This is a genomic window from Pseudomonas sp. PvP089 (genome assembly GCF_017875165.1).
Classification (GTDB): Bacteria; Pseudomonadota; Gammaproteobacteria; order Pseudomonadales; family Pseudomonadaceae; genus Aquipseudomonas; species Aquipseudomonas fortuita.
The window spans coordinates 265,112-290,042 of the sequence record NZ_JAGGME010000002.1 but is presented as its reverse complement, the minus strand read 5'-3'; the positions used below and the strand labels follow the sequence as shown (position 1 = coordinate 290,042).

At 57.3% G+C, this 24,931-nt stretch carries 26 protein-coding genes and 1 pseudogene; 21 read left to right on the top strand and 6 right to left on the bottom strand.

The features are described 5' to 3' along the window. Positions 1 to 136: 136 nt before the first annotated feature. From J3A71_RS31245 to J3A71_RS31230, 4 genes are all read right to left on the bottom strand, one after another. Positions 137 to 775, bottom strand: a complete 639-nt coding sequence (locus J3A71_RS31245; protein ID WP_004577627.1) for a hypothetical protein — start codon at positions 773 to 775, stop codon at positions 137 to 139. 910 nt (positions 776 to 1,685) lie between these two features. Then, positions 1,686 to 2,210 carry an RDD family protein gene (locus J3A71_RS31240; RefSeq protein WP_004577626.1) on the bottom strand — a complete coding sequence of 175 codons (525 nt, stop codon included), beginning with the start codon at positions 2,208 to 2,210 and terminating at the stop codon, positions 1,686 to 1,688. A gap of 23 nt (positions 2,211 to 2,233) precedes the next feature. Then, entirely contained in the window at positions 2,234 to 2,935 is a 702-nt protein-coding gene (locus J3A71_RS31235; RefSeq protein ID WP_004577625.1) for a hypothetical protein, read from the bottom strand. Next, positions 2,928 to 3,965: a ParM/StbA family protein gene (locus tag J3A71_RS31230; RefSeq protein ID WP_004577624.1), complete on the bottom strand. Its 1,038-nt coding sequence runs from the start codon at positions 3,963 to 3,965 to the stop codon at positions 2,928 to 2,930. The genes J3A71_RS31235 and J3A71_RS31230 overlap by 8 nt, the downstream gene beginning before the upstream one ends. 223 nt (positions 3,966 to 4,188) lie before the next feature. Between J3A71_RS31230 and J3A71_RS31225 the strand changes: the two genes are divergently transcribed. The 21 genes and pseudogenes from J3A71_RS31225 (at position 4,189) to J3A71_RS31120 (ending at position 23,385) form a co-directional block, all read left to right on the top strand. Next, a complete protein-coding gene (locus J3A71_RS31225) occupies positions 4,189 to 4,716 on the top strand; it encodes a hypothetical protein (protein ID WP_004577623.1) in 528 nt (175 codons plus the stop codon). A 1,661-nt stretch (positions 4,717 to 6,377) separates the two neighbouring features. Continuing rightward, positions 6,378 to 6,668: a hypothetical protein gene (locus J3A71_RS31220; RefSeq protein ID WP_004577622.1), complete on the top strand. Its 291-nt coding sequence runs from the start codon at positions 6,378 to 6,380 to the stop codon at positions 6,666 to 6,668. A 30-nt stretch (positions 6,669 to 6,698) separates the two neighbouring features. Beyond that, positions 6,699 to 8,570 carry a UvrD-helicase domain-containing protein gene (locus tag J3A71_RS31215; protein WP_004577621.1) on the top strand — a complete coding sequence of 624 codons (1,872 nt, stop codon included), beginning with the start codon at positions 6,699 to 6,701 and terminating at the stop codon, positions 8,568 to 8,570. 33 nt (positions 8,571 to 8,603) lie between these two features. Then, the gene (locus J3A71_RS31210) at positions 8,604 to 9,005 is read left to right on the top strand and encodes a hypothetical protein (protein WP_004577620.1); all 402 of its coding nucleotides are present in this window, start codon (positions 8,604 to 8,606) and stop codon (positions 9,003 to 9,005) included. 379 nt (positions 9,006 to 9,384) lie between these two features. Continuing rightward, complete coding sequence (locus tag J3A71_RS31205; RefSeq protein WP_004577619.1) at positions 9,385 to 9,849, top strand: DUF2726 domain-containing protein; 465 nt, start codon at positions 9,385 to 9,387, stop codon at positions 9,847 to 9,849. A gap of 48 nt (positions 9,850 to 9,897) precedes the next feature. Then, entirely contained in the window at positions 9,898 to 10,560 is a 663-nt protein-coding gene (locus J3A71_RS31200; protein WP_004577618.1) for a hypothetical protein, read from the top strand. Continuing rightward, a complete protein-coding gene (locus J3A71_RS31195; RefSeq protein ID WP_004577617.1) occupies positions 10,553 to 11,158 on the top strand; it encodes a hypothetical protein in 606 nt (201 codons plus the stop codon). The genes J3A71_RS31200 and J3A71_RS31195 overlap by 8 nt, the downstream gene beginning before the upstream one ends. A gap of 154 nt (positions 11,159 to 11,312) precedes the next feature. Further along, a complete protein-coding gene (locus J3A71_RS31190; RefSeq protein ID WP_023662985.1) occupies positions 11,313 to 12,293 on the top strand; it encodes an IS5-like element ISPa41 family transposase in 981 nt (326 codons plus the stop codon). Between the two features lie 82 nt (positions 12,294 to 12,375). Then, positions 12,376 to 12,780, top strand: a complete 405-nt coding sequence (locus J3A71_RS31645) for a hypothetical protein (RefSeq protein ID WP_231995375.1) — start codon at positions 12,376 to 12,378, stop codon at positions 12,778 to 12,780. 89 nt (positions 12,781 to 12,869) lie between these two features. Beyond that, complete coding sequence (locus J3A71_RS31180; RefSeq protein ID WP_004577615.1) at positions 12,870 to 13,232, top strand: hypothetical protein; 363 nt, start codon at positions 12,870 to 12,872, stop codon at positions 13,230 to 13,232. Positions 13,233 to 15,043: 1,811 nt separating this feature from the next. Further along, positions 15,044 to 15,934 (top strand): hypothetical protein, encoded by an 891-nt coding sequence (locus J3A71_RS31170; protein WP_169739407.1) that lies wholly within the window; start codon positions 15,044 to 15,046, stop codon positions 15,932 to 15,934. Between the two features lie 254 nt (positions 15,935 to 16,188). Beyond that, complete coding sequence (locus J3A71_RS31165) at positions 16,189 to 16,407, top strand: hypothetical protein (protein WP_016486995.1); 219 nt, start codon at positions 16,189 to 16,191, stop codon at positions 16,405 to 16,407. A gap of 201 nt (positions 16,408 to 16,608) precedes the next feature. Continuing rightward, on the top strand, positions 16,609 to 16,926 hold the full coding sequence (locus tag J3A71_RS31160; protein WP_004577611.1) for a hypothetical protein: 318 nt from the start codon (positions 16,609 to 16,611) through the stop codon (positions 16,924 to 16,926). A 253-nt stretch (positions 16,927 to 17,179) separates the two neighbouring features. Next, positions 17,180 to 18,742 (top strand): annotated as a pseudogene (locus tag J3A71_RS31155) (DNA cytosine methyltransferase). A 174-nt stretch (positions 18,743 to 18,916) separates the two neighbouring features. Further along, positions 18,917 to 19,258: a hypothetical protein gene (locus J3A71_RS31150; protein WP_004577610.1), complete on the top strand. Its 342-nt coding sequence runs from the start codon at positions 18,917 to 18,919 to the stop codon at positions 19,256 to 19,258. A 198-nt stretch (positions 19,259 to 19,456) separates the two neighbouring features. Beyond that, complete coding sequence (locus tag J3A71_RS31145) at positions 19,457 to 19,798, top strand: hypothetical protein (protein WP_004577609.1); 342 nt, start codon at positions 19,457 to 19,459, stop codon at positions 19,796 to 19,798. A gap of 11 nt (positions 19,799 to 19,809) precedes the next feature. Continuing rightward, positions 19,810 to 19,995, top strand: coding sequence for a hypothetical protein (locus J3A71_RS31140; protein ID WP_004577608.1), 186 nt, complete (start codon positions 19,810 to 19,812; stop codon positions 19,993 to 19,995). 106 nt (positions 19,996 to 20,101) lie between these two features. Next, positions 20,102 to 20,746: a hypothetical protein gene (locus J3A71_RS31135; protein WP_004577607.1), complete on the top strand. Its 645-nt coding sequence runs from the start codon at positions 20,102 to 20,104 to the stop codon at positions 20,744 to 20,746. 95 nt (positions 20,747 to 20,841) lie between these two features. Continuing rightward, positions 20,842 to 21,075: a hypothetical protein gene (locus tag J3A71_RS31130; RefSeq protein WP_004577606.1), complete on the top strand. Its 234-nt coding sequence runs from the start codon at positions 20,842 to 20,844 to the stop codon at positions 21,073 to 21,075. Positions 21,076 to 21,235: 160 nt separating this feature from the next. Further along, the gene (locus tag J3A71_RS31125) at positions 21,236 to 22,057 is read left to right on the top strand and encodes a hypothetical protein (protein WP_231995376.1); all 822 of its coding nucleotides are present in this window, start codon (positions 21,236 to 21,238) and stop codon (positions 22,055 to 22,057) included. Between the two features lie 479 nt (positions 22,058 to 22,536). Next, positions 22,537 to 23,385 carry a hypothetical protein gene (locus J3A71_RS31120; RefSeq protein ID WP_004577604.1) on the top strand — a complete coding sequence of 283 codons (849 nt, stop codon included), beginning with the start codon at positions 22,537 to 22,539 and terminating at the stop codon, positions 23,383 to 23,385. A gap of 176 nt (positions 23,386 to 23,561) precedes the next feature. Here J3A71_RS31120 and J3A71_RS31115 read toward each other — a convergent pair whose 3' ends face one another. Further along, positions 23,562 to 24,233, bottom strand: a complete 672-nt coding sequence (locus tag J3A71_RS31115; RefSeq protein WP_004577603.1) for a protein phosphatase 2C domain-containing protein — start codon at positions 24,231 to 24,233, stop codon at positions 23,562 to 23,564. Further along, on the bottom strand, positions 24,230 to 24,931 hold the full coding sequence (locus tag J3A71_RS31110) for a hypothetical protein (protein WP_004577602.1): 702 nt from the start codon (positions 24,929 to 24,931) through the stop codon (positions 24,230 to 24,232). Before J3A71_RS31110 ends, J3A71_RS31115 begins: the two co-directional genes overlap by 4 nt.

Sequence of the window (24,931 nt, the reverse complement as noted above, 5' to 3'; positions counted from 1 at the left end):
GGAGAAGTGAGGGAGAGGAGAAGTGAGGGAGAGGAGAAGTGAGGGAGAGGAGAAGTGAGGGAGAGGAGAAGTGAGGGGGGAGGGCGCAAATCCTGAAGACCGGCTGCCAAGCAGCCGGTCGCATACGGCACCAGCGTTATTCGCCGAACCTCATCGTGCGAGGAATACCCAGCTTAGCGTTTTGCATACGCAGATCATCCAGCGTCATCGAGGGATCTGACGACACAGCAGCTGAACTGGCGCAGCCCCGGAAATTTTGGCAAACCGTGTGGATTACCAGGTTCGTTCCAGCGAGGTTGTCGACGTTCTGGCCGTTGGTGTTTTGTGCAGCGTCAGATGCTGCGGTTAGGCCTGAGGTGACGTTGTTCCCCAGTACTCCGGGGTCACTGCAACTGCTCAACAGTAAGCAGGTCGTGAGAGAGACAGCCACGGACGCGCCCGTAGCCACAGCATTGCCAACGGCAGTATGGGCTTCTTTGTACTCTGAGGCTGGACCCGCATAGACCTCACTGATTGTGTAGGTGACCTTGGCATCGCCCGCAGTCTGGTTGTAGCCAGCTTTCTTGAGAGCCTCATTCACATACGCAGTCATATCAGCCAGGGCGGCGTCTTCGGTTACAGCCTTTACTGTCAAGCCATCCACAAGCCGTGCGTTGATCTGAGCTGCTTGAACGCGTACCGAGCCTTCCTCAACGGTGATTGGTTTTGCGGCACAGCCTGGTAAGGCGATGATGACGCAGGTGGCAGCTAATGCGGCGATTGCTTTGTTGATCACGTGGAGGCCTCAGGAGTCTTGATAACATGTAACTATAATACTGGGGTGAGGTGCTCCAGGCTAGTAGCAAAATGATTGTGCCGAAAGTGGAGTGGCGCATCGATGCGGGATTGGGCAATTCCTTAAATCCCCATCAGAAGCTCGCGGTGTTGGTCTACGTACAAAACACGGAGATGTGTAGCAGGACAAGAGGAGGGCAGAGGAGGTGTGGGTCAGTGGGCGGCCTAGCGTCACTGGGAATCGTGAGAGAGGCAGGGTAACTCACGACTTAGGGTAAGAAGCCGACAGCCCGGGCTGCCAACGACAGACAAAAAAACTGGGCCTTTGATATACAAAGAGCCCAGTCCTGGTAACCACAGCTGCCGCGGCGCTGTAGGTGGAGAATCCACCGTTACCAAGACTGAGCTCACCTCTTTATCGCCATTAGGATAGTCGACAGCAGTACGACGTCCTGCTTGGCTAGCTTGCGAATCCCCACCAGTTGCACCTGGCTGCTATGTAAGGACCTATGTCCGGGGAAGTCATTTGCGCTGCTCACGTAGTGGTGAGCGACCTGAGGGATAACCGCTTCGACCTAATCGTCCAGCTGTGTTGTCAGTTCCTGGGAGAAGCCCGGACTCGACTATTGTCTGATCTCAAAACTGGCGGTGCATCACCGAGTCGAGAACACAGAGGCAAACACAGGGGATGCATTAGGGAGCGGAGATATCAGGCGGTATGTGGGTAATGCGCTAACCCGTTACCGTGTTGCTGACTACAAAGGAGGCTTCGCGACCTCGGACCTGACTGGCTTCTCCAGTGGGAGTATCCGTTAACTTTGCCTCAGGTGATGTCGAACATGGACTGATAAACAGGTTTTCCTCTGGACAAAAAAAACCGGCCCTTAGGCCGGTCATACAATCTGGGGAGCTCACATTCCTCGCTTTGCTACGGTTGTGGATGCCAGGAGGTCGAAAATGAACTGGGTTTTCACAGTGAAAACTGGAACAGCGACGTAGACAGCCAGCACCCCGGCCAGTGCGAGCGGGTGACCGATGCTCAGCAAAAGCAAGACGGACATGATCTTCAAGGTGGTGCGGAGTATGCACTGCCAAGTAGCCAGATTGCCTGTGAGAGAGATGGTCCTGACCCGGAACAACAGCTTACCGGCCGTTGTGCCCTGGCAGGTCCTGGTCAGTGTTGCTTCATAGATCAACCACACCAAAGGCAACAGAACAAGGAAGTACGGAGCGAGGCTCAGCGCAGCCCCTTCAGTCCAGCTAAGGCCCGGAGTGGCAGCGTCGAACGGGCCCGACATATCGATATGCGCGTTGTGCGCCATGATGGAAACTAGAAGCGCTAGCGATCCTCCTAGTACCAGTGAGACAAGGGCTAAGTCAGTAGTGGTTGCCGCTATGCGCTGAGCCACTGTCAACAGTTTGGAACCAATTTTCATCTTTCAACTTATCTCCTGTGGGGCTAGAACATATCGCCCATCGCGTCCAATGCTGCCATCTGCACGAGTGTTGGCTCAGTCGGCGTTGCGTCTTGGGCGGCAGGTAATGAGTGGACCTCATCCGGGGTACCTGCGGTTGGGAGCTGCTGAGGCTGCAGGTCGATGTTCGCTTCCTGAACATCCGTACTATGGATGGGGTTGGATAGGGGAGTGATTGGCTGTGTCTGTACGCGTTCTGCCTGGACATCATCCGCCCCACTTTGCAATGGATCACCAACCGGAGCGGCTACCGGCTCGGGTTGCCGGGGAGAGTGGACCTCCTCGGCAACGTGTGGCGGGATAGCCGGAGCCGCTGGAGCTTGAGGTTCTGGGTGAACCAAAATCTCAGAGGCCTTGACCGTTCCAGGTCTGGCTGTGACCTCCCGCTGCTTTGGTACCCGCTTTTTGCGAGCTGGCGGTTCTGCGCTTTCACGCCTGGATTGGCGGCCGGTCGGAATCATGCCCCCTGGCCCAGCAAGTGCGGCATTGAGAGCTTGGTCTAAGGTGCCGGCCGCATTGTTGCTCAGAAACCATTGGTAAAAGACACCCCTGATTAGAGGTGTGTCTTTTCCGTATGGCAGTTCGGACATGAACTCCAGCAAACCTGGGCAAACATCTTCTGGGATGTTCAGATTGATTTTTCGCTCAGTTTCATTAGGGTCATATACACGAATTAACTTAGCCATTTACAGCGGACATCCTTTTGGCATTCGCATTTACGATACTACGGATGATTTGGCCAAGGGCATATCGAGCAAAACCATCAGCAACAGCCCAGCGAGGGTTTTTCACCAGAATGCTGTGTTTCCATACCTCTTTAGCACGCCCGTAGATCGCCTCGGCACTTCCACCAGCAACCAGAATGCCATTAAGTGAGCGAGCATCATCGGAAAACAACGAGTTACCCTTAGAGATAACCTCCTGAACCACATGCTGTTGAGCTTCGGCCACTTGGGCTTCAATGTTAATTTGCTCGCCGAACTGGAAAAGGAATTTAGTGCTGAACGACTCCTCGCACTCGACAAGGCTGGCTTGTATTTCGTGCTTACCGAGGATACGACGCAACTGCTCTGCAGCAGCACTCATACCAGCACAAGAGTCAGCACCCCGCTCAATGTATTGACCTTCCCGCATCAGAAGGAAATCAGTCGAATAATGGCCGCCCTCAATGACGCCATAGGACTTTGGCCTTCCGTTCGCGCCATTGATCAATTCCTCTACTGGGATCCCTGACTGATCCAAAATGTAGTCGCAGTAAGCACCCATTGGCTGAGGGAGCGCTTTCAACTCGACAGTATCAGGTAGTGCTTTCTTGGTGCGCTCAACCAGACTGTCTTTGCGAGAGCCGAACAACTTAGACGGAGTACCGATGATGACAAATGCTTCATCAATCCCTTGAACGCCCTTGGCACGGAGCCGGGTAAAAGCAGACTGAATAAGAGCCAGATATTCCGGGGTGTCCGTCCAATTGTCGTTCAAGCCAATAGAGGAGGTGAGGTTGCCCTGGAGGCGAGCGGTATCGCCGGTGAAGTATGCCTTCCCGTCGACAATCTCGGTCTCGGCTTTGGCGCGAGCGGCAGTCGTTGGGTCGGTGAGTTCGACGGCAGGAACCGCCAGGGTGGGGTACATGACCTCAGTGCGCTTACCTTCGTGATACGCGACCACCTTAATGGCGCTACGACCCGCATCCAAACCGATTGCTACGCGACCTTTCATGGAATTAAACCTATATAAACCAGTGACTTAGAGGGGTTAATGATGCGCACTGCACAGTGTGCAGTACCTACAGATCAGTACGCAGTAGCTACTGCCCTGTATGCATTGAGGCGAGTATAAGATACATAACACGTATTGACAATACTGGATAAGCACAAAGAAAATTCTCCAGAACGCGCCCCTCGGCGCGGCTATACACAACCCCCCGGCGAACGCTTAAACAATGGCTATACACAACCCCCCCTCCATCGACGATTTCGAAGAGCTGCGGCGCAAAGGCAAAGAGTCGGTCGACACCGCCGTCGACTACCTGATCCGCATCGATCAGCTCCTGGTGCGCATGGGCGAATTGCTCTACGTCATGCAGCCGTTTCAGACGGGGCGCATAGGGATCGATTTCAACCAGCACCGAGGTCAATCCAGGCCATTCGTGCGGGTGTACCGCAAGCTCAAGGCCGGCAAGGGAAAATGGATGTCCACGAACGTGAGTCATAAAGGGCTGACGAAGAGAGTGAAGCGTGCACGGGAGTTCGAGCCGAACCACAAGCTGGTACTGATCCTGTGCGAGAGGGTTTCCAAGCTCTTTGACCTTAGAGCGGAAATGCACGAACGAGTACGAAATATGAGTCATGGCGTAAAGCTAACGCTCAAAGCACGCGAGGATGATTTGTCTTCTCTTGAGACATTGGTGGGCAGCATGCTGGACCAGATCGAAACCAAGTTTGAAGGAGAGCTCGACGTGGACGAGTAAGCCTTAATCTGATTCACGAAGGCCTTGTCGATTAACGTCGGCAGGGCCTTTTTTGTGGCTGAGCGGAACCGGAAACATTGCGGTGTCAGGCCAAGTAGGAACCGGGCTATGGGCAAAGCGGACTAGAAGCAAACCGGTGTTATGCGCAGTGAGACCCGCGGCTATGGTTAAGCGGGCCAGAAGCCTACCGGTGGTTTGGCCAAGTAGAACCCGGGCTTGCTGGGCGCAGTGTGATCTGGTTGCGGAGACTTGCATTCGCATTCGGTGGTGGGCCGAATTCTACCTGGGCCGGGCGGTGTTGGATCCGAGCCGCCTCGCGCCCATCCCCTTAATCTAATTTTATTTCCTTCATTCATTTTCTCTTATTCCGGTCGCACCATAGATCTCGTTCTGGCTCCGGCACTTGTGTCAGAGCCTCTTTTGCAGCTGCCCGTTGTGCCACGCCCCATTGTGCAAGTTTGGTTTGGGTGTCCGTCCGTGCTGCTGTCTGTTGTTTGCCTGCCAGTTCTGTCTGTGCCGCTTGTGACTCTGCGCCGACCGGCTCCTTCTGCCTGCGAGGCGTTGAGCTCATTCTGCCGCTGTAGATTCTCTTTTCTCTCTTCTCTTCTTCATCTCCATTATTCCACTGCGACTTCTACGTCTTCTCATGCACGTGCGAATCTGTGAGGTGCCGCCCTGTTGTTCTCGCGCCAGTTCTATTTGGTGAATTGTGCCATCGCTAGTTTGGGTTCTTCTTGTTGCGCTGTCGCATTGGCATTTCATTATTCCGATGTCTGTGCTGCCGGTGCGTGCTTGACGCTTTTGCTTCCTTCGACAGCATAACCATTTGTGCCTCTCTGTCTCAGCAGGCCGGCCCTGCCGGGAGACCTTGCGGTTGCGCCTAGCAATACAGTCCACCAGCTGTCGGTGGCGACCCCAAGAAGGATCTGACGGGGGAGGAGAGCGACGGGCTGAGAAGGATGCGACGGGGGCTGCGGCCGCCGTGCAGAAGCTCGGTGCTGATCCTGCAGCTGGCCTCTGATGATCGCTAGCAGTCGGTGGTGGGTACCGTGGGATCTGTGCGGCGGTTCGCGACCATTGGCTTGCCCGGTGCTGCTGTTTGACCAGGTTGGCAGAGTGCGATGGGTGGCGCCCGGTGGCGGGTGGTGTTGGATCTGAGCAGGCTGTGTGTGATCCGGCTCGCGGCGTGTGACGCTTGGCTGGCGGTGGTGGCGATACAGGACCTGTCTGGCGATGCTGGGCCTGGCTGCTCATCTGGTGCGGTGTGTGACCCGGTCAGGTCCGTCTCAGCTCGGGTTGCTTGGAGCTGCTTTTCTCTGATCTGTCTCTCGCTGGGGAGGGAGCTTCATTCCCTTCATGTCTCTCAGCTCCCTACATGCCAGCACTCTGCCTGCAGGCTTCCTTCCCATCCCTGGTCGGAGTGTGGGTGCCCCCGGGGCCGGCTTTTATGGGCTGGTATGGGTATAAATGGTTATGCACCTGAGCCACGCTTTTCCTGCCCCTGGTCATAAATGGTTGTGCTCGCACCCGGAGCTTTGCCTTGCCAGTATCCATAAATGCTTATGCCCGCATTCGTAACGCGGAACTATAATTTGTCTTGCATCCATGCAAATCTATAGGTATCGTTGAGCCATAAATGGTTGTGCTTAGGAGCCGCCGCAATGAGCAAGTACGGTGTGATGAAACAGGTTGGAAAGGGCGTTGGAGCGATTGCTCTGGCTGTAGCGGCTTGTCTGTTTGCTGCATACGCCCGCCGCGCTTTTGGTGGCTGGGTGTTCGCGGGCTCATTGCTCCTGGTGGTCGCAGCCAGCATCCCAATGGTCGTGTTCTTCAACCTGTTTGCAGATCCAAACGCGAAGCGCAGCAAGAAGGTTCCGCTGATGGATCAGGAAGAGAGCCACGACATGTTCAAAGACAGCTTCAACTACTTCTCCAGAAACAAAGACGACTGATCAACCACTCGCACCTCAAGGAGGCCGGCAATGGCCGCGAAAGCTTTCACCCCAAACACAGACCAGGCTGTTGCCCTGGGCAGCACTGCCAAGCGATTGCTAATCCGCGCCAAGGCGGGGGGCGGCAAGACCTCGCTGCTCATCGCGCACGCCCTGCGTTTCCCTGACCAGCGCCTGCTGTATGTCACCTTTGGCAAGGCCAACAAGGAGGACGCAGCTGCTCGCTTCCCTTCCAACGTCACCACCAGGACCAGTCATGGGCTTGCTTGGGAAGTTGGTGGCCAGTTCAAGAAGACTGGCAAGCAGGATGATCTCCATCCGTCCCAACTGGCCAAGCAGTACAAGATCCCCATGGCCTTTGCTCGCCACCTGTACGTCACTCTGCACAACTTCATGGTCTCGGCAGATCGGGAGATCCTGGCTGCGCACGTGCCTACAAAGATCGTTGGCGATGACCGTCAGAAGGCTGCGGAATGGGCGAAGCATGTTTGGGCGGATCTGCAGCGCTTGCGTCAGTGGTCTCGTGGGTGCGGCGAAAGCCAAGCCGAGCGAGCAGAGTTTCTGGAATCCACCCCCCTGCGTATGCCGCACGACGGCTACCTGAAACTGTGGAGCTTGGGTGACCCGGACCTGAGCCACCGCTACGACCAGATCCTGCTGGACGAGTACCAGGACACCAATCCTGTCTTTGCAGCGGTGATCCTGCGCCAGAGCTGCCCACTGCGCTTGGCCGGTGATGACTTCCAAGCCATCTTCGGCTTCCGAGGTGCTTACAACACCTTCGAGCCGTCGCAGTTCGATCAAGTCGTAACGCTGAGCGAGAGCCACCGTTATGGCGCCGGCATTGCCGAGCTCGCCACCATGCTGTTGCGTCAGTTCGCCGGCGAGCAGGACCCAGTGCGCAGTTCGCGCCATGAGCTGACTACCCGATTCGCCGTCGACCGCACCAAGCCTTACGCGATCATCGGGCGCACCAATGCGAAGCTGTTCGCCAGTGCGGTCCAGTTGCTGGAAGGCCAGCGTCTTCACTTCGTGGGTGGCGTCAACGAGTACCCGTTCGACAAGCTGGTTGAAGTGCACCACCTGCGCGCCAACACGGGTGTCCGTCTACGCGATCCTTTGCTCAGTGCGTTCCGCTCGCTCCAGGATCTGGAAGCTTATGCCAACGACACCGATGACAAAGAGATCCACGCCCTCATCAGTGTTGCCAAGCAGTACGGCGATCAAATCCCTAGCCTGGTACAGCGCATCAAGGATGCCTGCGTCAGCGACATCAAGGATACGACCGTCACTCTGTGCACTGCCCACCGTTCGAAAGGGTTGGAGTTCCCGCAGGTCGTACTGCTGAGCGACTTCCTCAACCTGATCACCGATGCCGGCCTGCCGCTGGTGCTGGATACCCCTGAGTTACGCCAAGAACTCCACCTGCTGTACGTGGCACTGACCCGTGCGATGGAATCCATTGAGGTGAATGAGCAGATCCAGGCAGTGCTGCGTTACTGCGAGGCCGCTGGGGTTGTGGGTGAAGCGGTACGACCTGTGGCGAAGCACACCGAACAAGCAGGGGGGCTCGTGCTGGTTGTGAGCCCTGAACAAGAGGCCGATTCCTTCGCTGCTACCACCGGCGCGGGGGCGCACTCCAAAGTGGTCGAGCTTGTCGGCGCCGATGCCGCTCTGTTGTTCGAAGGCGATGTGGTTGAGTCGCGCATCGAGCTGGCCATCCTGCGGCATGCCGCACTGACCGCGGTGGCGATCGCTGGCGTTGTCGGTGTCTCCGTATCCGAGGCGGCCGACACCGTGGCTTCGATGGTTCGCCAGGGCCGCCTGCATGGCGGCTTGTTCATCGGTTGCCCAGATATCACCTGGCGCCTGGTCAGTGACCTTCACCTGGATGTGGCCTGATGGACTACCTACTGATCAGTGCTGGGGGCTGGCATGGCTGACGATTTCATCCGGATCTTCTACCGCCGTGAAGCGGGAGGCGTGTCCAGGAAGTCATCCGTATCCATTGACCCGCTGATGTTCGAGATCTTCGTCAAGATCAAGGGGAGCATCGGCGAGGCCCGGGACGTTCTGAGGGAATGGGCAAAGGCTGCGGATGCCGAGCGTACCGATGCGAACAACCGCATGGGGAACTCTCGCATTGTGCAGCAGCGGATGTCTCAGGAAATTCTGGACATGGTCAATGAGGGCATGGCAGCCCGGGCGGTGAAAGAGGCGGCGGCCGCGGGCGAGGTGAAAGGCCGGGGTTCTCGACGGGGCAAGCGGGCGGTGGGTGTCGAACCCTCTCATCAGCTGCCGGCGGTCACCGGGCACCTCTCGGAGGATCACATCTAGCGGCGTTGCTGGCGCTCATGATCGCGCCAGGCGGGCATGCTTCGAATAGTTCGTTTGTGGGATTGGTCAAGTCGGCGCGCATGATTGCAGGACGGTGACTTGCTTTGGCTACGGGAGGTTTGTAGAGAGGTGTTGCACGACACGAGCGTGTCGCTAGGAGGAGATGACTCACCCTAACGTTTCCACACCCAACGAGCAATACCCTGGGCAGGCTTGTTGAAGAAACAGGGCGGCGGTGCACCTCCCGATCTGGATTGAAATCACATTAACTTGACCAATATCACCGGCGGACTATCCGTCTTTTTTTAACTACTATGCGTATTGGTACGCGTTAAGAATCTGAATAGGGGTATGTATGTCACTTGTGGATGCCTCGCGCATGAATGGCCCGATCCTGCTGATCTGCACCTTTGCATTTGCGTTTTTCGTCGTCGCGGTCTTGAAGCGGCGCAAAGGCTATTCAACCAAGCACTACCAGTGCATCCCCCTGCTCACCGAGCGCGAGCAGGACTTCTTCTGGCGACTCAGGGAGGCAGTTGGCAACGACCTGGTCATCGCTCCCCAGGTGGTGTTCGGTGCCTTCATCAAGGTGAAGGCCACCGCCATGACCGACAAGAACCATGCAAGGCATATGGTCGCCCACAACCGCTGCGACTTCCTGCTCTGCGACAAGAAGCTCAAGCCGGTGGCGCTGGTCGAGGTCGACGACTCCACGCACAACAGCTCGAAGGCCAAAGCAAAGGACCGGCGCCGCGACGAGTTGATGAAAGCAGTAGGGGTTTCCGTGCACCGGTACCGCGGAATGCCGTCGGCCCGAGAGATCCGCAGGGACCTGAAGCTGTAGAGCTCAGGACCTTTCCAACCCGGAATTCGAACACAGTAGGTGAGCAATATGAGTGACTTCGATTCATCCAGCGAATACTTCGCTCGCGCCGGTGCTACGGCCGGCGAGGGGAAGCTGACTTTCAGGGGGCTGTTCGTTGCCTTGCTAGGGCTGTACGGCATTTTTGCGGCAGTCAGCATCTTCGCCCTGTACTTCAAGGTACCGGTCAGTGGTGAGGATTTACAGCATGCATCCTGGATGGTAACTGCCCCCTCGATTCTCCCCATTATCTACGGGGTGTTGTTGGTGCTGAGCATCATGCTCGCGCTGCAACTAATCAGCCCTATGACTATCAGCGTTGCCGTACTCATGGCCAGTTTTACTGGGGGCATTTCTCCGAGCGCCTCTTTACGCAGCGCTGTTCTGGCAGGGGAGGCCAAAATCGGCTGTTACGAGTACACCTCTCGCGCATGTACCGAGATGTTGGGGCTGCCCAGTCGAGCAGCCAACCCAGATCAGTCGGCCCAGCCGAGTGTCCACCAATTCATCCCTGTCCAAGCGATGGCCTTCCTTCGGGCGCCATTCGATGTTTTCAAAGCGGATCAACTCAACCAGATGCTCGATACGCAGCGCCTGGAACTGAAAGAAGAGATCCGCAAGGGTTTGGTAATCCAGACCGACACCCTCCCCACACCCCCAACTACGAACCAAGCAGGTGAGCATCATGAGTGACCACGATTCTTCCAATGACTACTTCGATCACACGCCGGGTAAGGCAGGCGAGGGATCACTGATCTTCGCGAGCGTCTTCCTGGCAGCGTTGGTGTTGTACGTCGTGTTTGCTGCCATCAGCACCGCCGTCCTGAACTTCAAGGTTCCTGTGAGCCCCGATGATCTGAAACATGCCTCTTGGTTAGTAAATCCCCCAGCCATTTCGTTCATTGCGTCCGGTGTCAGCTTGTTCGCATTCCTGGTAGGGGCATTTCGCGCATTTGCGGGCAGTGCCTTCGGCCTGGTACTGATCATGGCTGGGGTTGTGAGTGGTACCACCATCTTCCCGAGCGTCTCTTTCCGGAGCGCTGTTTTGGCAGGTGAGGCGAAGGTGGGGTGTTACGACTACACCAGCCGGGCCTGTACCGAGATGCTGGGGCTGCCAGACAGCGCGAGCTCCGGTCAGTCGAGCAAGGTCGTGCGCCAGTCCTCGGCGCCGATCGAGGTGCTGGCCTTCGTACGAGCTCCCTTCGATGTGTTCAAAGCGGATCAGCTCAATCAGATGCTCGATGCGCAACGTCTTGAGATGAAGAAGCAACTAGACGCCTACGCCGAGTAGTACCGATAGGTTGGCCGGCTCCGGCCAACAAGGACCAGCCACGGGCCTCACCGAACAGGGGGGCTCTGATAGCACTTACAGGATGCGCTTAGGGAATCTCCGAACAAGCCTTCAGTTATGCGAGAATCCCCGCAACACCTGATCCGAGCCGCCCATGAGCCAGATGAGCTTTTCCGACTTTGAGTACGCCGGCAAGCGCAAGCAAACCCGCCGAGAGCGCTTCCTCGCCGAAATGGATCAGGTGGTGCCCTGGGCAGGCCTGCTGGAGCTGATCGAACCGTTCTACCCCAAGGCCGGCGGCGGTAGCAAACCCTATCCTCTGGAAACCATGCTGCGCATCCATCTGTTGCAGAACTGGTTCTCCCTGAGCGACCCGGCCATGGAAGAAGCGCTCTACGAAATCACGCCCATGCGCCAGTTCGCACTCCTGACGCTGAGCGCGCCAATCCCCGAAGACACCACGATCATGAACTTCCGGCACTTGCTGGAGAAGCATCAGCTCGCACCGGCAATCCTTGCGGTCATCAATGGTTATCTGCAGGAAAAAGGCCTGTCGCTGCGCCAAGGCACCATCGTCGATGCCACCATTATTCATGCCCCCAGCTCGACCAAAAATAAAGAAGGCAAGCGTGATCCCGAGATGCACCAGACCAAGAAAGGCGGTCAGTATTTCTTCGGGATGAAGGCGCACATCGGTGCCGATGTCGAGTCCGGCCTGGTGCATCACGTCCATGGCACCGCTGCCAATGTGGCCGATGTCACGCAGGTGGCTGAACTGCTGCATGGCGAAGAAAACGCCGTGTATGCAGATGCCGGTTACACCGGTGTCGAAAGGCGCGAAGAGCATGAAAATCGGGGGGTGATCTGGCAGATTGCAGCGCGTCGCAGCACCTATTCCAAGCTGAACCAGCGCAGCGTACTGTACAAAGCCAAGCGCAAGATCGAGTTCTGCAAGGCTCAGACACGGGCCAAGGTCGAGCATCCGTTTCGCGTGATCAAGCGGCAGTTTGGTTACGTGAAAGTACGTTTTCGTGGGCTGATGAAAAACACGGCTCAGTTGACCACGCTGTTCGCCCTGGCAAACCTGTGGAGGGTTCGAAAACAGCTCATGGGTATGGGTGAGGTTCGCGTTTAACACGGAGAACCGGTCGAAAAAGCTCTCCGTACATGATTTTTCGGTCACTTTTCGTCCAATGACGCTGTAGGTGCCTGGAAAATTGCAACTTGCCGCGGCTGCACGACAAGTTGATCGGAGCATCCTTAGCATCAGGCATGAAGACGAGACATGTAAACGCTCAGCTGCATCCAAGCTCTGGCCTAAAACCGGGGCCGAGAACGCAGAAGAAGAACCGATTATAGCGCTCGCGAAACACGGGCAAGTGGAGAGAGGCATTGGAATGGCAGTAATAGATTTCTTCGTTGACCGCGTTTGGGCTATTGCCGCATTCGCCGTCGCCCTCGGTCTGATGCTTGACCTCATCCTTTTTCATAAGAAGCTAAATGCAACCTTACTTCTCCCGATGGCAGTGGGGGTTATGTGGCTCTGGGGGGACTCGGCTCAGATGGTGCAAAAATGGAAGAACGAGGCCACTATTGGAACCTATGTGGAAGCCACGAGGTAAGGGGAAGCTACCTGCCCCGCCAGCCCGCCGAGAGCGGGCTTCGGCAGTACCAGAGGGCGCGTTTTGCGGCTCATTCATGGAGATAGGCAATGGGTATTTTAGGTGGCAAGGTCGCGTCCGTGCTCGTTTCGACTGAAGGGGACCGTTCAGTCGGCCTCGATGGCGAAGGTGCAGAAATCCATGCGGCGGGCGATTTCTTAATCGACCTCGATGCCCTGGCACCTGAAAATCGCCAGGCAGTGCTTGAAGCGTTCCGGCAGAAGATCATCGAAGCCTTCGCGCTGGTTTGGGATGAACCAGCCAAGGCCATTTTCGACATTGAGCTGGCCGACGATGCTCAAGTCCCACCGCAGCACGTTGATTTTCGATTCCAAGACGGGCGCACCGAAAGTGTTGATGTGTCGAAGGCCGGGCATGTGCTCGAACTAGGCGGCTTTGCCCCAAAGGTCTAAAAATTCGTACCAGGTACACCCAAGCCCCGGCATCATTGATGCCTCACATAGCTCGCAAAGCCCGCCTTGGCGGGCTTCGTTGTTGGAGGCCGGCTGTGAAGCAGGAGGCTACGGGTTTCTACGGGAATCGGACCGCTGGACTTGCTGTTCGCACCTACCAATGCGGTCCAAGAGATCTCTCTTGGGTTTGCAGTCTTGGTACCCTACTACAACGATCTGTCTGACCACCGCGAGCTCTGCCAGGGCATCTGCAGCTCCTTTGATGGCGGTAGGGGCAGGTGAGTAGTAGTCCTGTCGCATCTGCTTGTCGGGAAGGTCTGCATCCTTGTACTCCTCCTCAAACCATTTGTTCAGGGTCAGGCGGATACGGGTTAGTCCAGACTCTAAGCCCAAGCCCGTTGATAACGTGAGTCTCTCCAGGATAGGGCCAATCTGTAAGTGCTTATCTAGGTCCATGCGACGAGCAGGTCGCCAACGTGAGCGATAACCTGGCTCACCGGGGCCACATGGCACAGCTCCGGCCCGCTCTACACCTTCAGGGGCTGGCATCATCCTTGGTAGCTTCCGCTTTCCGCTGAGAGTTCTAGCCGGGCTGATGAATGAGCTTTCGTATGGCTGGGTCTCGTGTGTCCATTCCTCAACCTTTAACCTGGTCTCCAAGGCTTTGAGCTTCTTGGCCAAGCGTGAGATCAGAGTTTTCGATACCGAATGTAGGCGTGGTGTGTTGCTGGCGGAATAGACGCCCCTCCAACGTACACCTACCGTATGAAACCCGTGCTCTTCTGCCCAGTCGATTTCATCTTGGAGCAAGTGCGGGTACGGCTCATCCAGAATGACAATGCACTTTGACTCATCGTCGTACCAGTGAGAGCGGTGGTCTGCATACTCGGAGAGAACCAGGCTTGGTCCTGCCATCTCGTTAGCAGAAGGGGCTCGTAGCCCTGTCACAGCCATGAAATTAAGTGCGCGTGCGGCCCGTTGTGCCATCTTCAGGCCCTCGTACCAGTCCACTGAATCCATTCTACGTTCGAGATGGTCGTCCGCCTCCAACCGAAAACTGGACAAGTAGGTTGTCCTTTCAATTGACCGTCGGGGCAGGAGTTCCCTCAACGGGGAGGGCAGCCGGAATGAAAGGGTGGTCCGCCCTGATCGCAGGACTGGGCCATCCTGAAAGGGCTCTGGACTTTTGCCGTGCTCTTTCCAGTAGAAAGTGACAAAAGCTTGGTGTAGCTGGGCGGGTCTGCCTAGAACTGACTGGGCATGTCGCAGGTTGTGAAATCCAGCTTTATGCGCCGCTTCATCAAGAGCAGCATGATGCGGGATGCTCTCCTTTTACTTGATGAGTTTGGCTACGCGCTTGATACCCGCAAGGGTGGTAGGTCGAGTGTTTTCGGTGGCCACGAGTTCTCTCCGGCCCTACTTGTTGCAGCGTCACCCGTCCACCGCTATGCACCAGGGCCAAAGTCATGGTCCGAAGTTTGATTAGTTGGCAGTGCTGCTCGTGCAGCTTCGCGAGGACGGGTAGCGGGCGTCTGCTGGGCGCCACAGCAGATTCTAAGCTGCGTATTGAGTCTTTGACTAGACCAAACACATGAACGGATCAGATGGGCTAGTGAGTCACTTGCAGATCGTCACCGCGATCCGCCCCTCCACACGCGGATCTGACAATCTCTGATGAGATTGATTTGCATCTGTTAGCATATAGGTACGTGTGAAGAATCATTTTTGCCGTTATGATTCATTTTCAGGCGGCGGCCCTCGGTATCCCGGGGCAGCATGTAGCGATCCTCAGCGGATCCAGGGGAGGGGGCATGGCCAAACAAGATGAGATGACGAATCGATCCATCGCGATCCTGATCAACCTGTCGGCCGGCTTGGACGAAGCCGGGATTGAGTGCGGTGATGAGCGTGTACCGATCACTGCAAACTTACGCCTGGCCGCAGCTGCGGGAGCCGCAGCGTTGTCGCAGCGAGCCAAGCGGTCGACGCCATTCTCGAACCAGACGAATAGTCCACATGTGAAGTTGGTCAAGACCGCTGCTAACTGGCTCGACCAGCTGAAGGTGGTCAAAGGGTTTCATGGCGATGTCTCGGCTGCAGAGTTTCTCGGTGTCAGCCAGACCCAGTTCTCCCGCTGGCGCACCGGCAAGGATCTCTTGGACAACTATCACGCGTGGCAGATCGCTGCAGCGCTGAACGTGAACCCCATGGTGGTGATCGGCAGCGTTGGCTTCCACCACTCACGGGACACCGATCGCACCAGGTGGTTGGCCATGCTGTCGACGGTACTTGATTCAGAACTTCCTGCCGCTCCAGTGCAGCTGGCGCAGGCGCCAGCACGGGAAGCCGAGCCTGTGCAGCAGCCGGCAAAAGCAAGCCGCACTGCCAGTGGGAGCACCGAGTCGACGGCCCAGGGCAGCAAGTGGACCGATGACGAAGACCAGCGGCTCATTGCGGGATACCGGAATGGCGAAGCGATCGACACGCTTGCCACCGCACACAAGCGCACCCCGAAGGCCATCTTGCTGCGGCTCAGCAAGATGCACCGGTTGATACCGGCCGAGCAGCTCGCGAGCTTGTGTGAGCTCTACGGCGTGAACTTGAGCAGCTCTGGGAACGGGCGCAAGACCGAACAGAATAAGAGCTCCCCGCGGCCAAGAAGGGGGAAGGCCAAGGCGCATGCTCCCACTGTCTTCCTTTGAACGATCGGGCGGCTGAAGGATCAGCTGCTGGCGCTAGGAGAACAAATGTACTCTAGTCGTGCACGTGGCAGTTTGGCGGGCCCTTCTGCTACTGACTTGACCAAATGTGCCATACGAACCACCAGAAACTAACGATGGCACATTTCGAATGTGCGCCAGCCCAGCGTTTCCGCGGGAGGGATACGGGGCTGGCAACTGACACTAGCGATGGCACATTTCGGCGTCATCGGGACAACGGCTTACTGAGGTGGACTATGAGCAATACCCCACTCGCAGAAGCGCCTACCCGGCGCACACTGCTGCAGCGGCTATTCGGGGCCGGCCTGGGGCAGAACTTGATCTCGGTCTGGGTGACCGAGGTCGGTAACTACGCCTTTGGCCAGGTGGTAACCGAGACGAAGGTGAAGCTCGGGCGGTACACGCTGCTGCAGTGGAAAACGTACAGAACGCCTGAGCTCGACCGGGAGGAATAGGGAACTGCAGAGGCCCAACGGCCAAGGATCGGAGCTCGCGATAGGTGCCGACCCCTTCTTGTTCAGTGTGCACTGTGGCGCCAGGTTTCGTTATCGGCTGGTGTTGCCCATTTCGAGTTGACCAGAGAATGCGATGGGGCTGTCGACATCGCACCGATACAAGGCTGCTTTTGGCAGATATTTGCCAATGGAGATCATGGCATGCGCACACCCAACGAACAGGCGGCACCCAAACTGATGGCCAGCTCAATAGAGCTGATCAGCGATCGAGATGAGAAGTTCTCTGCTGTCGTAACCATCATGGGCAGTTACGGCAACGAGTCTTTCCGGAAGGCCTTCAAAGCACAGTACCCCGAGGACTGGGCAACGATCGAGCGAAGCTACGACTTGCCCGGTCTCAATTATGGGGAGGTAGGCCGGTGTATCGATGGTAAATGGACCTTGATTGCGATCGAGCCTTCACCAGCGGCTCTGCTGGACGCGCAATACTGCGACTATCTTAGGAACCCGCCCTTTTAGCCTGCGCTTCGTTGCACCGCGCTGAGCTCACGAACGCTACACCCAATCCGGCCATTACTGGCCGGATTTTTTTTGGCCTCCAGGGGAGAGCATAACCCACGGAGATCGTTTTGGACGAAGATAAAAGTTGCCATATAGTTTAATAAATATTGATAAAGGTTGCCCTATAGTTTAATTTTTTGGTCCGGTCCGTAGGTAAACCAGGGGAGCCAGTCTACCTGGCGGGCGCCACTCAACTCTCGTAGGACATTGCATGCTGATCAAAAAAATCCTCACCCATTTCCACTTCTGCTGCGGCTTGGGGGGGGGCGCCAAGGGCTTCAACCGGGCAAAGCCCATCGTCGGTAACGTGCAAGCTGAATGGGAGTGCTTGGGAGGCGTTGACGTTGACCCGGCCGGCCTCGCCGATTTCAAGCGATTGTCCGGTGTTGAAGGCACGCTGTTGGATCTCTTCACACGTGATCAGTAGATCCGCTTCCACGGAAAGGAGCCGCCAGCCGGATGGCGGGAGGCACTCCCAGAGGACATCCGCCGTGCGGCCCAGAACCGCCGGCCCGACACCGTTTTCATCAGCTCCCCATGCAAGGGCGCCAGCGGGTTGTTGTCGGAGAAGATGAGCCTGACCCCGAAGTACCAGGCCTTGAACGAGCTGACTCTGCGCTGTATCTGGCTGATGGCGGAGGCGTGGCGGGATGACCCTGTACCAATGCTGGTATTCGAGAATGTCCCACGCCTGGCCAATCGTGGCCGCCATCTGCTGGACCAGATCGGCGCTCTGCTAAGCCACTATGGATATGCCGTCGCCGAAACCACCCATGACTGTGGGGTCATCGGCGGATTGGCTCAAAGCCGCAAGCGATTCCTGCTGGTGGCTCGCCACGTCGAGAAGGTGCCGTCGTTCCTGTATGAGCCAGAGAAGAAGAGCCTTCGTGCTGTAGGTGACATCCTCGGTCGCATGCCTCTGGCCGGCGATATCGAGCAGGCTGGCCCTATGCACCGGGTGCCGGCTCTGCAATGGAAAACTTGGGTCCGCCTGGCCTTGGTCGAAGCCGGAAAAGACTGGCGCAGCCTGAATGATCTCGCGATCCAGGATGGTTACCTGCGCGACTTGATCATTGTTCCAGGGTACCGATCGGGATACATGGGAGTACATGGCTGGAATGACAGCATGGGCACGGTGGCTGGCCGATCGAACCCAACAAACGGAGCGTTCTCGGTTGCAGATCCGCGAGCCAAAGCTGGCGCCCTGCAGTACCAGCAGTATGGTGTTCGCCGATGGCAGGACACCAGCGGTGCCGTCATTGGAGTTAAAAGCCCAGGACAAGGCACATTCAGCGTCGCCGATCCCCGACCGGCCATGAAACGCACAAAGGGCGACGCTTACCTGACTGGCGGGCATTACGGCGTGGTGCCGTGGCAGGGCTCAGCGGGAGCCGTCTCTGCAAGCGCCAAGCATGACAACGGCCGTTGGAGCGTAGCCGATCCCCGGCTCCCAGAGGCCAACGACAGGCTCACTTGCATTATCGAGTCGCTCGACGGGACCTGGCACCGCCCCTTCACGACTCTGGAACTGGCAGCGCTGCAAAGCCTTGTCGAGCCCGAGGAGCAGTTGGAGTTGGACGGTTTGAGCGATCAGGCCTGGCGCGAGCGGATTGGCAACGCCGTTCCGCCGGCGGCGGCGGAGGCGATTGGGCATGTCATGGGCACGACATTGCTGCTGGCAGCCCAAGGGGAAACCTTCATGCTCAGCAGCATGCCCGTCTGGGTACGGCCCGTCGCGGTAGGCCTGAGCGTGTCGCAGCTGGCGACAGAATGAGGCTGATCGACCTAGGCCTACGGCTTGGGCGCCAGCTCAGCCGGTGCCCCATGCTGAAGACCCTTTAGAGACCGCCGATACAGAGCTGCCGCTGATCGGCGAAACCGATGCCGGGTGCGCCTGGCATCATCACCACGACGTGACGATCACGTCATCACGATGAGAAGCATACGAATGGATGACAGAAACAACGGCCTTTTGATTGAAGGCCTGGTGCAGGGCTCCTACGACCGCATGTTCGGCCCCGGTAAGGTGGAGGCTCGCCACCACCCGCTCACCAGCTGGGCCCAGGCAACCGTCTCTGGCAGTGAAAGCAACTTCCAGGACACCCACCGCGATCTGCTGCGGACCTTCGAAGCTGTGCAGAGCACGCTCTACAAGGAGGGTGGCAACGACGAGCTGCTTACCGACCTGTCCGCAGTCGAGAACCGCCTGACGGGCGCTACGACCGTCGATGAGCTGGGTACCGCGATCATCGAGTCAAGGCCTGTGCTTGACCGTGTGTTTGGCCGGTAAGGCAGCCGTTTGAGGCCCTGGACTGCGTTCAGGGCTTTTCACTGTGAAATGTTGAGCTTTTCTCACGGACTGATGTGAAACCGGCGATTTGAGCAAGGCTTCGCGTGGAAGAAAAAGGTTGCCATATAGTTTAATCTTTATTGCTATTTGTTGCCCTATAGTTTAACTTTTTGGCTCAGTCACTCATCAGGGCACGCCATGAGCCGCTTCAAATTTCTCGGGATCAACGACGACAAATCGCACTGCGAATGTTGCGGCAAGCAAGGCCTCAAGCGTGTGGTTTGGATCGAGGACTGCGAAACCAACGAGATACGTCACTTCGGCACAACCTGCGCCATGGCGCCAGCGAAGGGCTTCACGCTCGACCTGGAGATTAAGGCGGAGATACGCCGGCTAGATCAGGTGCAGAAGTCTCGCGTTGCCCGGGCTTACCAAACGTACCGGCAGAAGGGTGGGCGTTGCGTGGCCAATCCGGACAAGCCCGGTTACTTCATGTACGCGGACCCACAACTTTGGAACGACTGCCTGGCGGCGGCGTAGGAGGACGAATCATGACCAACACTGAGCGCCTGATTGAAGAGTTCAAGCACTGCAAGGCACATGGGGTCACTCTGCGCTTTGCAACTGGCCGCAACACCGGCAACGGCCCTTCGGTTGTCGAGGCGCTGCGCCGCCGCGGCTATACCGTGAACCGGCTGCGCAGCTCGTACTACGAAGTGCCACGCGGCCCAGCCTAATCACATCGACCCGGTTCGCCGGTCCGGTACCCGCGATAAGACAGTTTCATCACTGACCCGCTGGCGCAGTTGCTGCCAGATGTCGAACGCCTGCAGGAGGCACAGCATGAGCATCACTAAGATTACCGAATGCCGCGAGTGCGGAAGCAAGGCCCTGAGCTGGCAGACATACAACCAGAACATCAGTGATGCGCAGCACGGGCGACTGCGCACCAGCGACATTCGCTGCCAGCTGGTTCTGGGCTGTGATAATTGTTCGGAAACCTTGGCAGTAATGAGCGCCGACCACGTAGCGGCATGGCTCACCGAGCAAGGGGCGTCGCAGTCCGCTCAGAGCCAGCCTGGTGATGACACTCAAACGGCGGCCTGTGCTGGCGATGTTGAAGAGGCGCTGCTGTGGCTTGACGACTTTGTGGCGCGGTGCAATGGCGATGACCGCGGGTCCTGCTCCGCCGTCGAGACTCTGCGTACTGCCCTATCTGGCAACTCTCAGGCCCAGAAGGTCAGCGCCGTCGCCCTGCGTGAGGCGATGGAAAACCTCGCTGTGAAGGCCTCTGCTGCTGACATTCCCCCGGTAATCCTGCCAGCGTCTGTACGCCAGGTGCCACTGGTAATACTGGGCGGCGTTTGTGTGCGGGTGTCCTACGTGGGTCTCAAGTGGTACCACGACCAGCTGATCGAAGATCGCTGGGTGCCGCTGGCGGTGGACGAGTTCGATGCGCTTCTGGTCGAGGCGCTCGCGAAGGCATGAGCTGCACTTGCCCGCCTCAGTACGGCCCGCGCCGGCCTTGTCCGGTACATCCACCCAGGGCCTGACCGGCTCACACCACGATCGAGGACATCCTCATGGCTGTCGCCAAGCGCAAGCCTCGCAACAAACCGACTCAGCTGCAGGTCGGTATTCTCCTCGCCGCCGCGGACCTGTCGCGCTACATCTATGACAGAGGTGATGCAGCTGATCTGCTGCGGCGGCAGGGCCTAGCCGACGCAAATTGCTCGGCCCTGGACGAAATGGACAAGGAGCAGCTGCGGATCTTGCGCGATGACTATGGACTTAGCAGCCTACGGGGGCTGGATTGATCATCCACCTTGTTCTGTAGCAGGCCAGGTCCGCATCACGAACGATCAAACTGCGGTGCACATCTAGATCTCCCTGAACCACGCATCCCCAGCCATCGAGCTGGGTCGATGCCGTGTAAGCGCCGCGGGGTTCGCGTGCGCAGCAGGGGGAAGCAAGATCATGCCATTGACCTGGAGCGTTGCCTTTCATTCTGGAATGTCCAGTTCTCAGGACCTGCGAGCTGCGGTTGATGAGGGTGTCCCGGTAGGGGTAGTTGCAACGTTGCTGGATAGCCTGAAAATCTTTGGCACGCTTCCCCGGCACCTGAATGCAGGAGGTGCCGTGTTCATCGACTCCGGAGCCTTTTCAGCCTTCCAGAAGGGCGAGCTCGTGAGCTGGGGGAAAGTGTTTTTCACGTACGAATGCGTGCTGGCGCGGACAGACTTCCCGGGGTCTCTTAGCATCGTGGCGCCGGACATCATTGGTGACCAATCGGCAACCCTCGACTTGTGGGCTGTGCATGCAGAGCGAGTGCGCACGTGGATCACGGCCGGCGCTCGTGTGATTATTCCCTTGCAGTGTGGGGAGCTCTCCGCGGGTGTGATGCTGGCGCATGCCAAGCGTATCTTTCAAACAGATCAGTTCTGCGCGGGGATTCCATCCAATCTAGCGGCCATGAGTGCTGAGGATTGTGCAACCCTGCACCATCACGACTTTCACCTGCTGGGACGAGTGGTGATCAACGCCGAATTAGGCGATAAACTGCGCGCCCTGTTGGCCAACAATCCCGATGCCATTTACACGGCAGATGCCAACTGGCTGCGATCCCGCATCAGGCAAATCAGCCTGGCTGCAAAGGACTTGCGGCAAGCGCCACCGGACAACCCGTTTGAGTCCTCGCGAACTCGTGCAGTACGGGCGGTCCTGCGCCAAGATGCATATCACCAGAAGCAGGGCGGGCCTTCGGGCGCCCGTCACTCGGAAATGATTTATGGCACATAACACTGGAACTGCTCAGTGCTCGTACTGTGGGGCTGAGTATCGACTGGTCTCCGATTTCAAGCGCGACATGCAGAGGCTCTGCAAGGCCTGGCTCAGCCGCCACGAGCGTGCGTGTGCATGCAGAACGCCGGATCAGCGCCGGTCCTGGGCACAGAAGTATGTGGGAAAGGATTTCGCTGAGAGCAGCTTGACTGTCGACCTGGAGCATCCCGGGTTCAAAGACATCCAGCCCAGCCATGCAGGTAATGGGGCGCTCCAGCTGCCCTGAGGCCATCCGCCGGCCTGCACCGACAGGTACTCGGCTAGCGCAGGCCGGGCAAATTCGTTCTCCCTTCCATTGAAGGTGCGAGTTGGCAACCGGTCTGGCACAGTGCTGATGGGCGAAAGCTCATTCTGCCACTGGTGAAAGCAGCGCTCGAATCAGTTATCACCGCCATTGTTCCAGTGAATCCATGAGCCATCTCCAAAGGAGCTGTGAAGTGAAGCCCGTCGATCTTATGAGCAAGGCTTGGGTAGACACCTACGAAGAGATTGCTGCTAAAGCCCAGCAAGTCAGGGCCTTGCTGGTGCAGCGCAACATCAGGCTTCGGTCCGGGAGCGCGCTTTGTCAGTTGCTCAGTCAGGCCGACAAGCTGAGCCGGGCATGGGCTGACCAGGTGAAGCCGGATGACCGGGTGGTGTGGGAAGCGGCGTACGTGAATCGTCTCGCTGATGCAGTCACCAATTTGCCAGATGAACCAGGGATTCAAGAGGCGCTCAAGCGCATGGCCGGCGGAGTAATGCAGCCTCACGATCGGAGCAACTCTCACCAAGGGAAAGACGCTCTGTGGGAGCTGGTGCTGCTTTCCGACTTGAAGAACCGTGGGCTTACGGCCAAAGCTGCAGAGCCAGATATCCTGGTTGACTTCGGCATGGGCGATTACCCGATCGCATGCAAGAAGATCTGGTCAACGCTCGGGGTTGAGAAGCGTGTCAGCCATGCTGCTAGGCAGCTGGCACCGTTCAACAATGGCGGAATCATTGCCCTCAATTTGGACGATTTGGTCCCTGTCGGGAAAGTCGTGAGTGGTCCTAACAAAGCTGATGCGAGAGGCGTACTGAGCGCGTTCAATTCAGAGTTTATTGAGAGTCACAGAAACGTGCTGCAGAATGCTGTCATGGACGGCAAATGCGATGGATTTCTCATCTCGACGACTGCCTTTGCCGTGCTATGGGAAGAGGAGACTTCGGCCTATCTAGCGTCAGAAGGCACGCTGTGGCACCTGGGTGATTCGTCGCAGGAAGCCTGCGAGCGATTCCGTGCGTTTCGTAACTCGCAAGGCATTTAACCAGGGGCTTGAAGCAAAGGGCAGGGGAGGCACGCCTGTAGAGCCACGAAAATGGTGACTCTGCAGGCTCAGCAAAAGCTGCCTCAAGGTCATTCTTTGGCGATAGCCCCCATCAGTTTTCAAAGATCAGATGAGAAAGGCCTATCTGATCCACCCAATAGTTGGCTCGGCAGGACTCACATTCTCACGTCAATCCAAGTGACATCATCACTCACGACAGCAATGTCCCCAGCTGGCTCATTGATCGCAGCAGCTTGCTGCGATTCAGTGAGCTCGGCCCAGAACCCATCTGTGGCGAAGACAAAACGAGTTCCCGCCGGTGCCGGCTGGCGTAAAAAATCAGGATTCGGAGCGCGTGTTGCTCTGAGGCTGCGGGTAACCAGATTGCGTGCAGGATCCAACGCCAATTCGCGGTGCGATCTGTCGCGCTTCCAGTTTGCTTGGCAGTGTGGAGGAGTAAACCATTCGATATTGCCGTCGTTTCCAGCCATCCCACAGGCGCAATCACCCTCATAAGCAACGGTGAGTAGGCCCTGGGATGCGACACCGATCAGATAGCTGGTGGTGCCAGTCTGGTTTGTGAATAGCTGACGGTGCATATCCACCAAGATACCGTTGAGCAATTGTTGAACTTGTTCTGGGCTGGAGTCATCTGCGCCCTGAGCTACATTGCTCAGATAGGCTCTAATCACGCCTTGTGCCAAGCCTTGCGCAAGCTGACCGCTGCCTGGTTTCGAGGTGCCATCCATAATGACAAAAAGGCCTCGTGCCCCATGGATCTCGGCGGCTGCAAAGTCGTGGTTCGCTGCTCGGTCATGCCCTTTTACGGACCTAGTTTGATATCTCATGCGAGCGCGCTCAGGTCTTTCATTCGTTGATGAATGAGCTTGGCACGCCCAGGGTTGGCTCGAACAGAGCCTGAGCTCTCAACTGCATAATCGATGCCGTTAAGTTTTGCCAGAGCGCCAATACACTCGGCAACGTATTGCCTGAGCTCTTCGCCGGCTTCACGGACCTCTGCCAATAGCTCTGGGCGTCCGTCTAGGAGGATGATGATATCCTCGACGTCCTTATGGTACGGATCGCCGTTACCCCGACCACTGAAGGCTTCGAGCTTAGTTGCCAAGAAGAATGCTGGTTTGAAGATTCGAATTGCCCGACCGCTAGGTAGCTCAAATGGTACCGCTTGAGCCAGTCCCTCTACATACCAGCGGTTAGCGTAGCCGAGAATAGACGCGTCGCTTGGCATCACATCGACGATGACATCATTGAACCTGAACCGGCAGTTCACATCATCTTCCCCAGTGATCTTGAAGCCTTTCGCTGCAAGACGCACTGTAAGCTTTTCCCAGGCAGAAATGCCTGCTAGCTCGATCACCAGGTCGACATCGTCGGTGAATCGGATGTCGTCCAGCACTGCGCTATCGGTGACCAACATAGCGGTTGTGCATCCACCGACAAAGGCACACTCAGCCAAAAACTCGTCGCCCAAACCATCAGCCACAAACGAGATAAGCTCGTAGTTGTGGTCCGCATTCGATGCCAT

Coding starts and splice junctions, on each gene's coding strand:
- J3A71_RS31240 (WP_004577626.1), bottom strand. CDS start 2,210: ATGAAAATTGGTTCCAAACTGTTGACAGTGGCTCAGCGCATAGCGGCA.
- J3A71_RS31235 (WP_004577625.1), bottom strand. CDS start 2,935: ATGGCTAAGTTAATTCGTGTATATGACCCTAATGAAACTGAGCGAAAA.
- J3A71_RS31230 (WP_004577624.1), bottom strand. CDS start 3,965: ATGAAAGGTCGCGTAGCAATCGGTTTGGATGCGGGTCGTAGCGCCATT.
- J3A71_RS31225 (WP_004577623.1), top strand. CDS start 4,189: ATGGCTATACACAACCCCCCCTCCATCGACGATTTCGAAGAGCTGCGG.
- J3A71_RS31220 (WP_004577622.1), top strand. CDS start 6,378: ATGAGCAAGTACGGTGTGATGAAACAGGTTGGAAAGGGCGTTGGAGCG.
- J3A71_RS31215 (WP_004577621.1), top strand. CDS start 6,699: ATGGCCGCGAAAGCTTTCACCCCAAACACAGACCAGGCTGTTGCCCTG.
- J3A71_RS31210 (WP_004577620.1), top strand. CDS start 8,604: ATGGCTGACGATTTCATCCGGATCTTCTACCGCCGTGAAGCGGGAGGC.
- J3A71_RS31205 (WP_004577619.1), top strand. CDS start 9,385: ATGAATGGCCCGATCCTGCTGATCTGCACCTTTGCATTTGCGTTTTTC.
- J3A71_RS31200 (WP_004577618.1), top strand. CDS start 9,898: ATGAGTGACTTCGATTCATCCAGCGAATACTTCGCTCGCGCCGGTGCT.
- J3A71_RS31195 (WP_004577617.1), top strand. CDS start 10,553: ATGAGTGACCACGATTCTTCCAATGACTACTTCGATCACACGCCGGGT.
- J3A71_RS31190 (WP_023662985.1), top strand. CDS start 11,313: ATGAGCCAGATGAGCTTTTCCGACTTTGAGTACGCCGGCAAGCGCAAG.
- J3A71_RS31180 (WP_004577615.1), top strand. CDS start 12,870: ATGGGTATTTTAGGTGGCAAGGTCGCGTCCGTGCTCGTTTCGACTGAA.
- J3A71_RS31170 (WP_169739407.1), top strand. CDS start 15,044: ATGGCCAAACAAGATGAGATGACGAATCGATCCATCGCGATCCTGATC.
- J3A71_RS31165 (WP_016486995.1), top strand. CDS start 16,189: ATGAGCAATACCCCACTCGCAGAAGCGCCTACCCGGCGCACACTGCTG.
- J3A71_RS31160 (WP_004577611.1), top strand. CDS start 16,609: ATGCGCACACCCAACGAACAGGCGGCACCCAAACTGATGGCCAGCTCA.
- J3A71_RS31150 (WP_004577610.1), top strand. CDS start 18,917: ATGGATGACAGAAACAACGGCCTTTTGATTGAAGGCCTGGTGCAGGGC.
- J3A71_RS31145 (WP_004577609.1), top strand. CDS start 19,457: ATGAGCCGCTTCAAATTTCTCGGGATCAACGACGACAAATCGCACTGC.
- J3A71_RS31140 (WP_004577608.1), top strand. CDS start 19,810: ATGACCAACACTGAGCGCCTGATTGAAGAGTTCAAGCACTGCAAGGCA.
- J3A71_RS31135 (WP_004577607.1), top strand. CDS start 20,102: ATGAGCATCACTAAGATTACCGAATGCCGCGAGTGCGGAAGCAAGGCC.
- J3A71_RS31130 (WP_004577606.1), top strand. CDS start 20,842: ATGGCTGTCGCCAAGCGCAAGCCTCGCAACAAACCGACTCAGCTGCAG.
- J3A71_RS31125 (WP_231995376.1), top strand. CDS start 21,236: ATGCCATTGACCTGGAGCGTTGCCTTTCATTCTGGAATGTCCAGTTCT.
- J3A71_RS31115 (WP_004577603.1), bottom strand. CDS start 24,233: ATGAGATATCAAACTAGGTCCGTAAAAGGGCATGACCGAGCAGCGAAC.
- J3A71_RS31110 (WP_004577602.1), bottom strand. CDS start 24,931: ATGGCATCGAATGCGGACCACAACTACGAGCTTATCTCGTTTGTGGCT.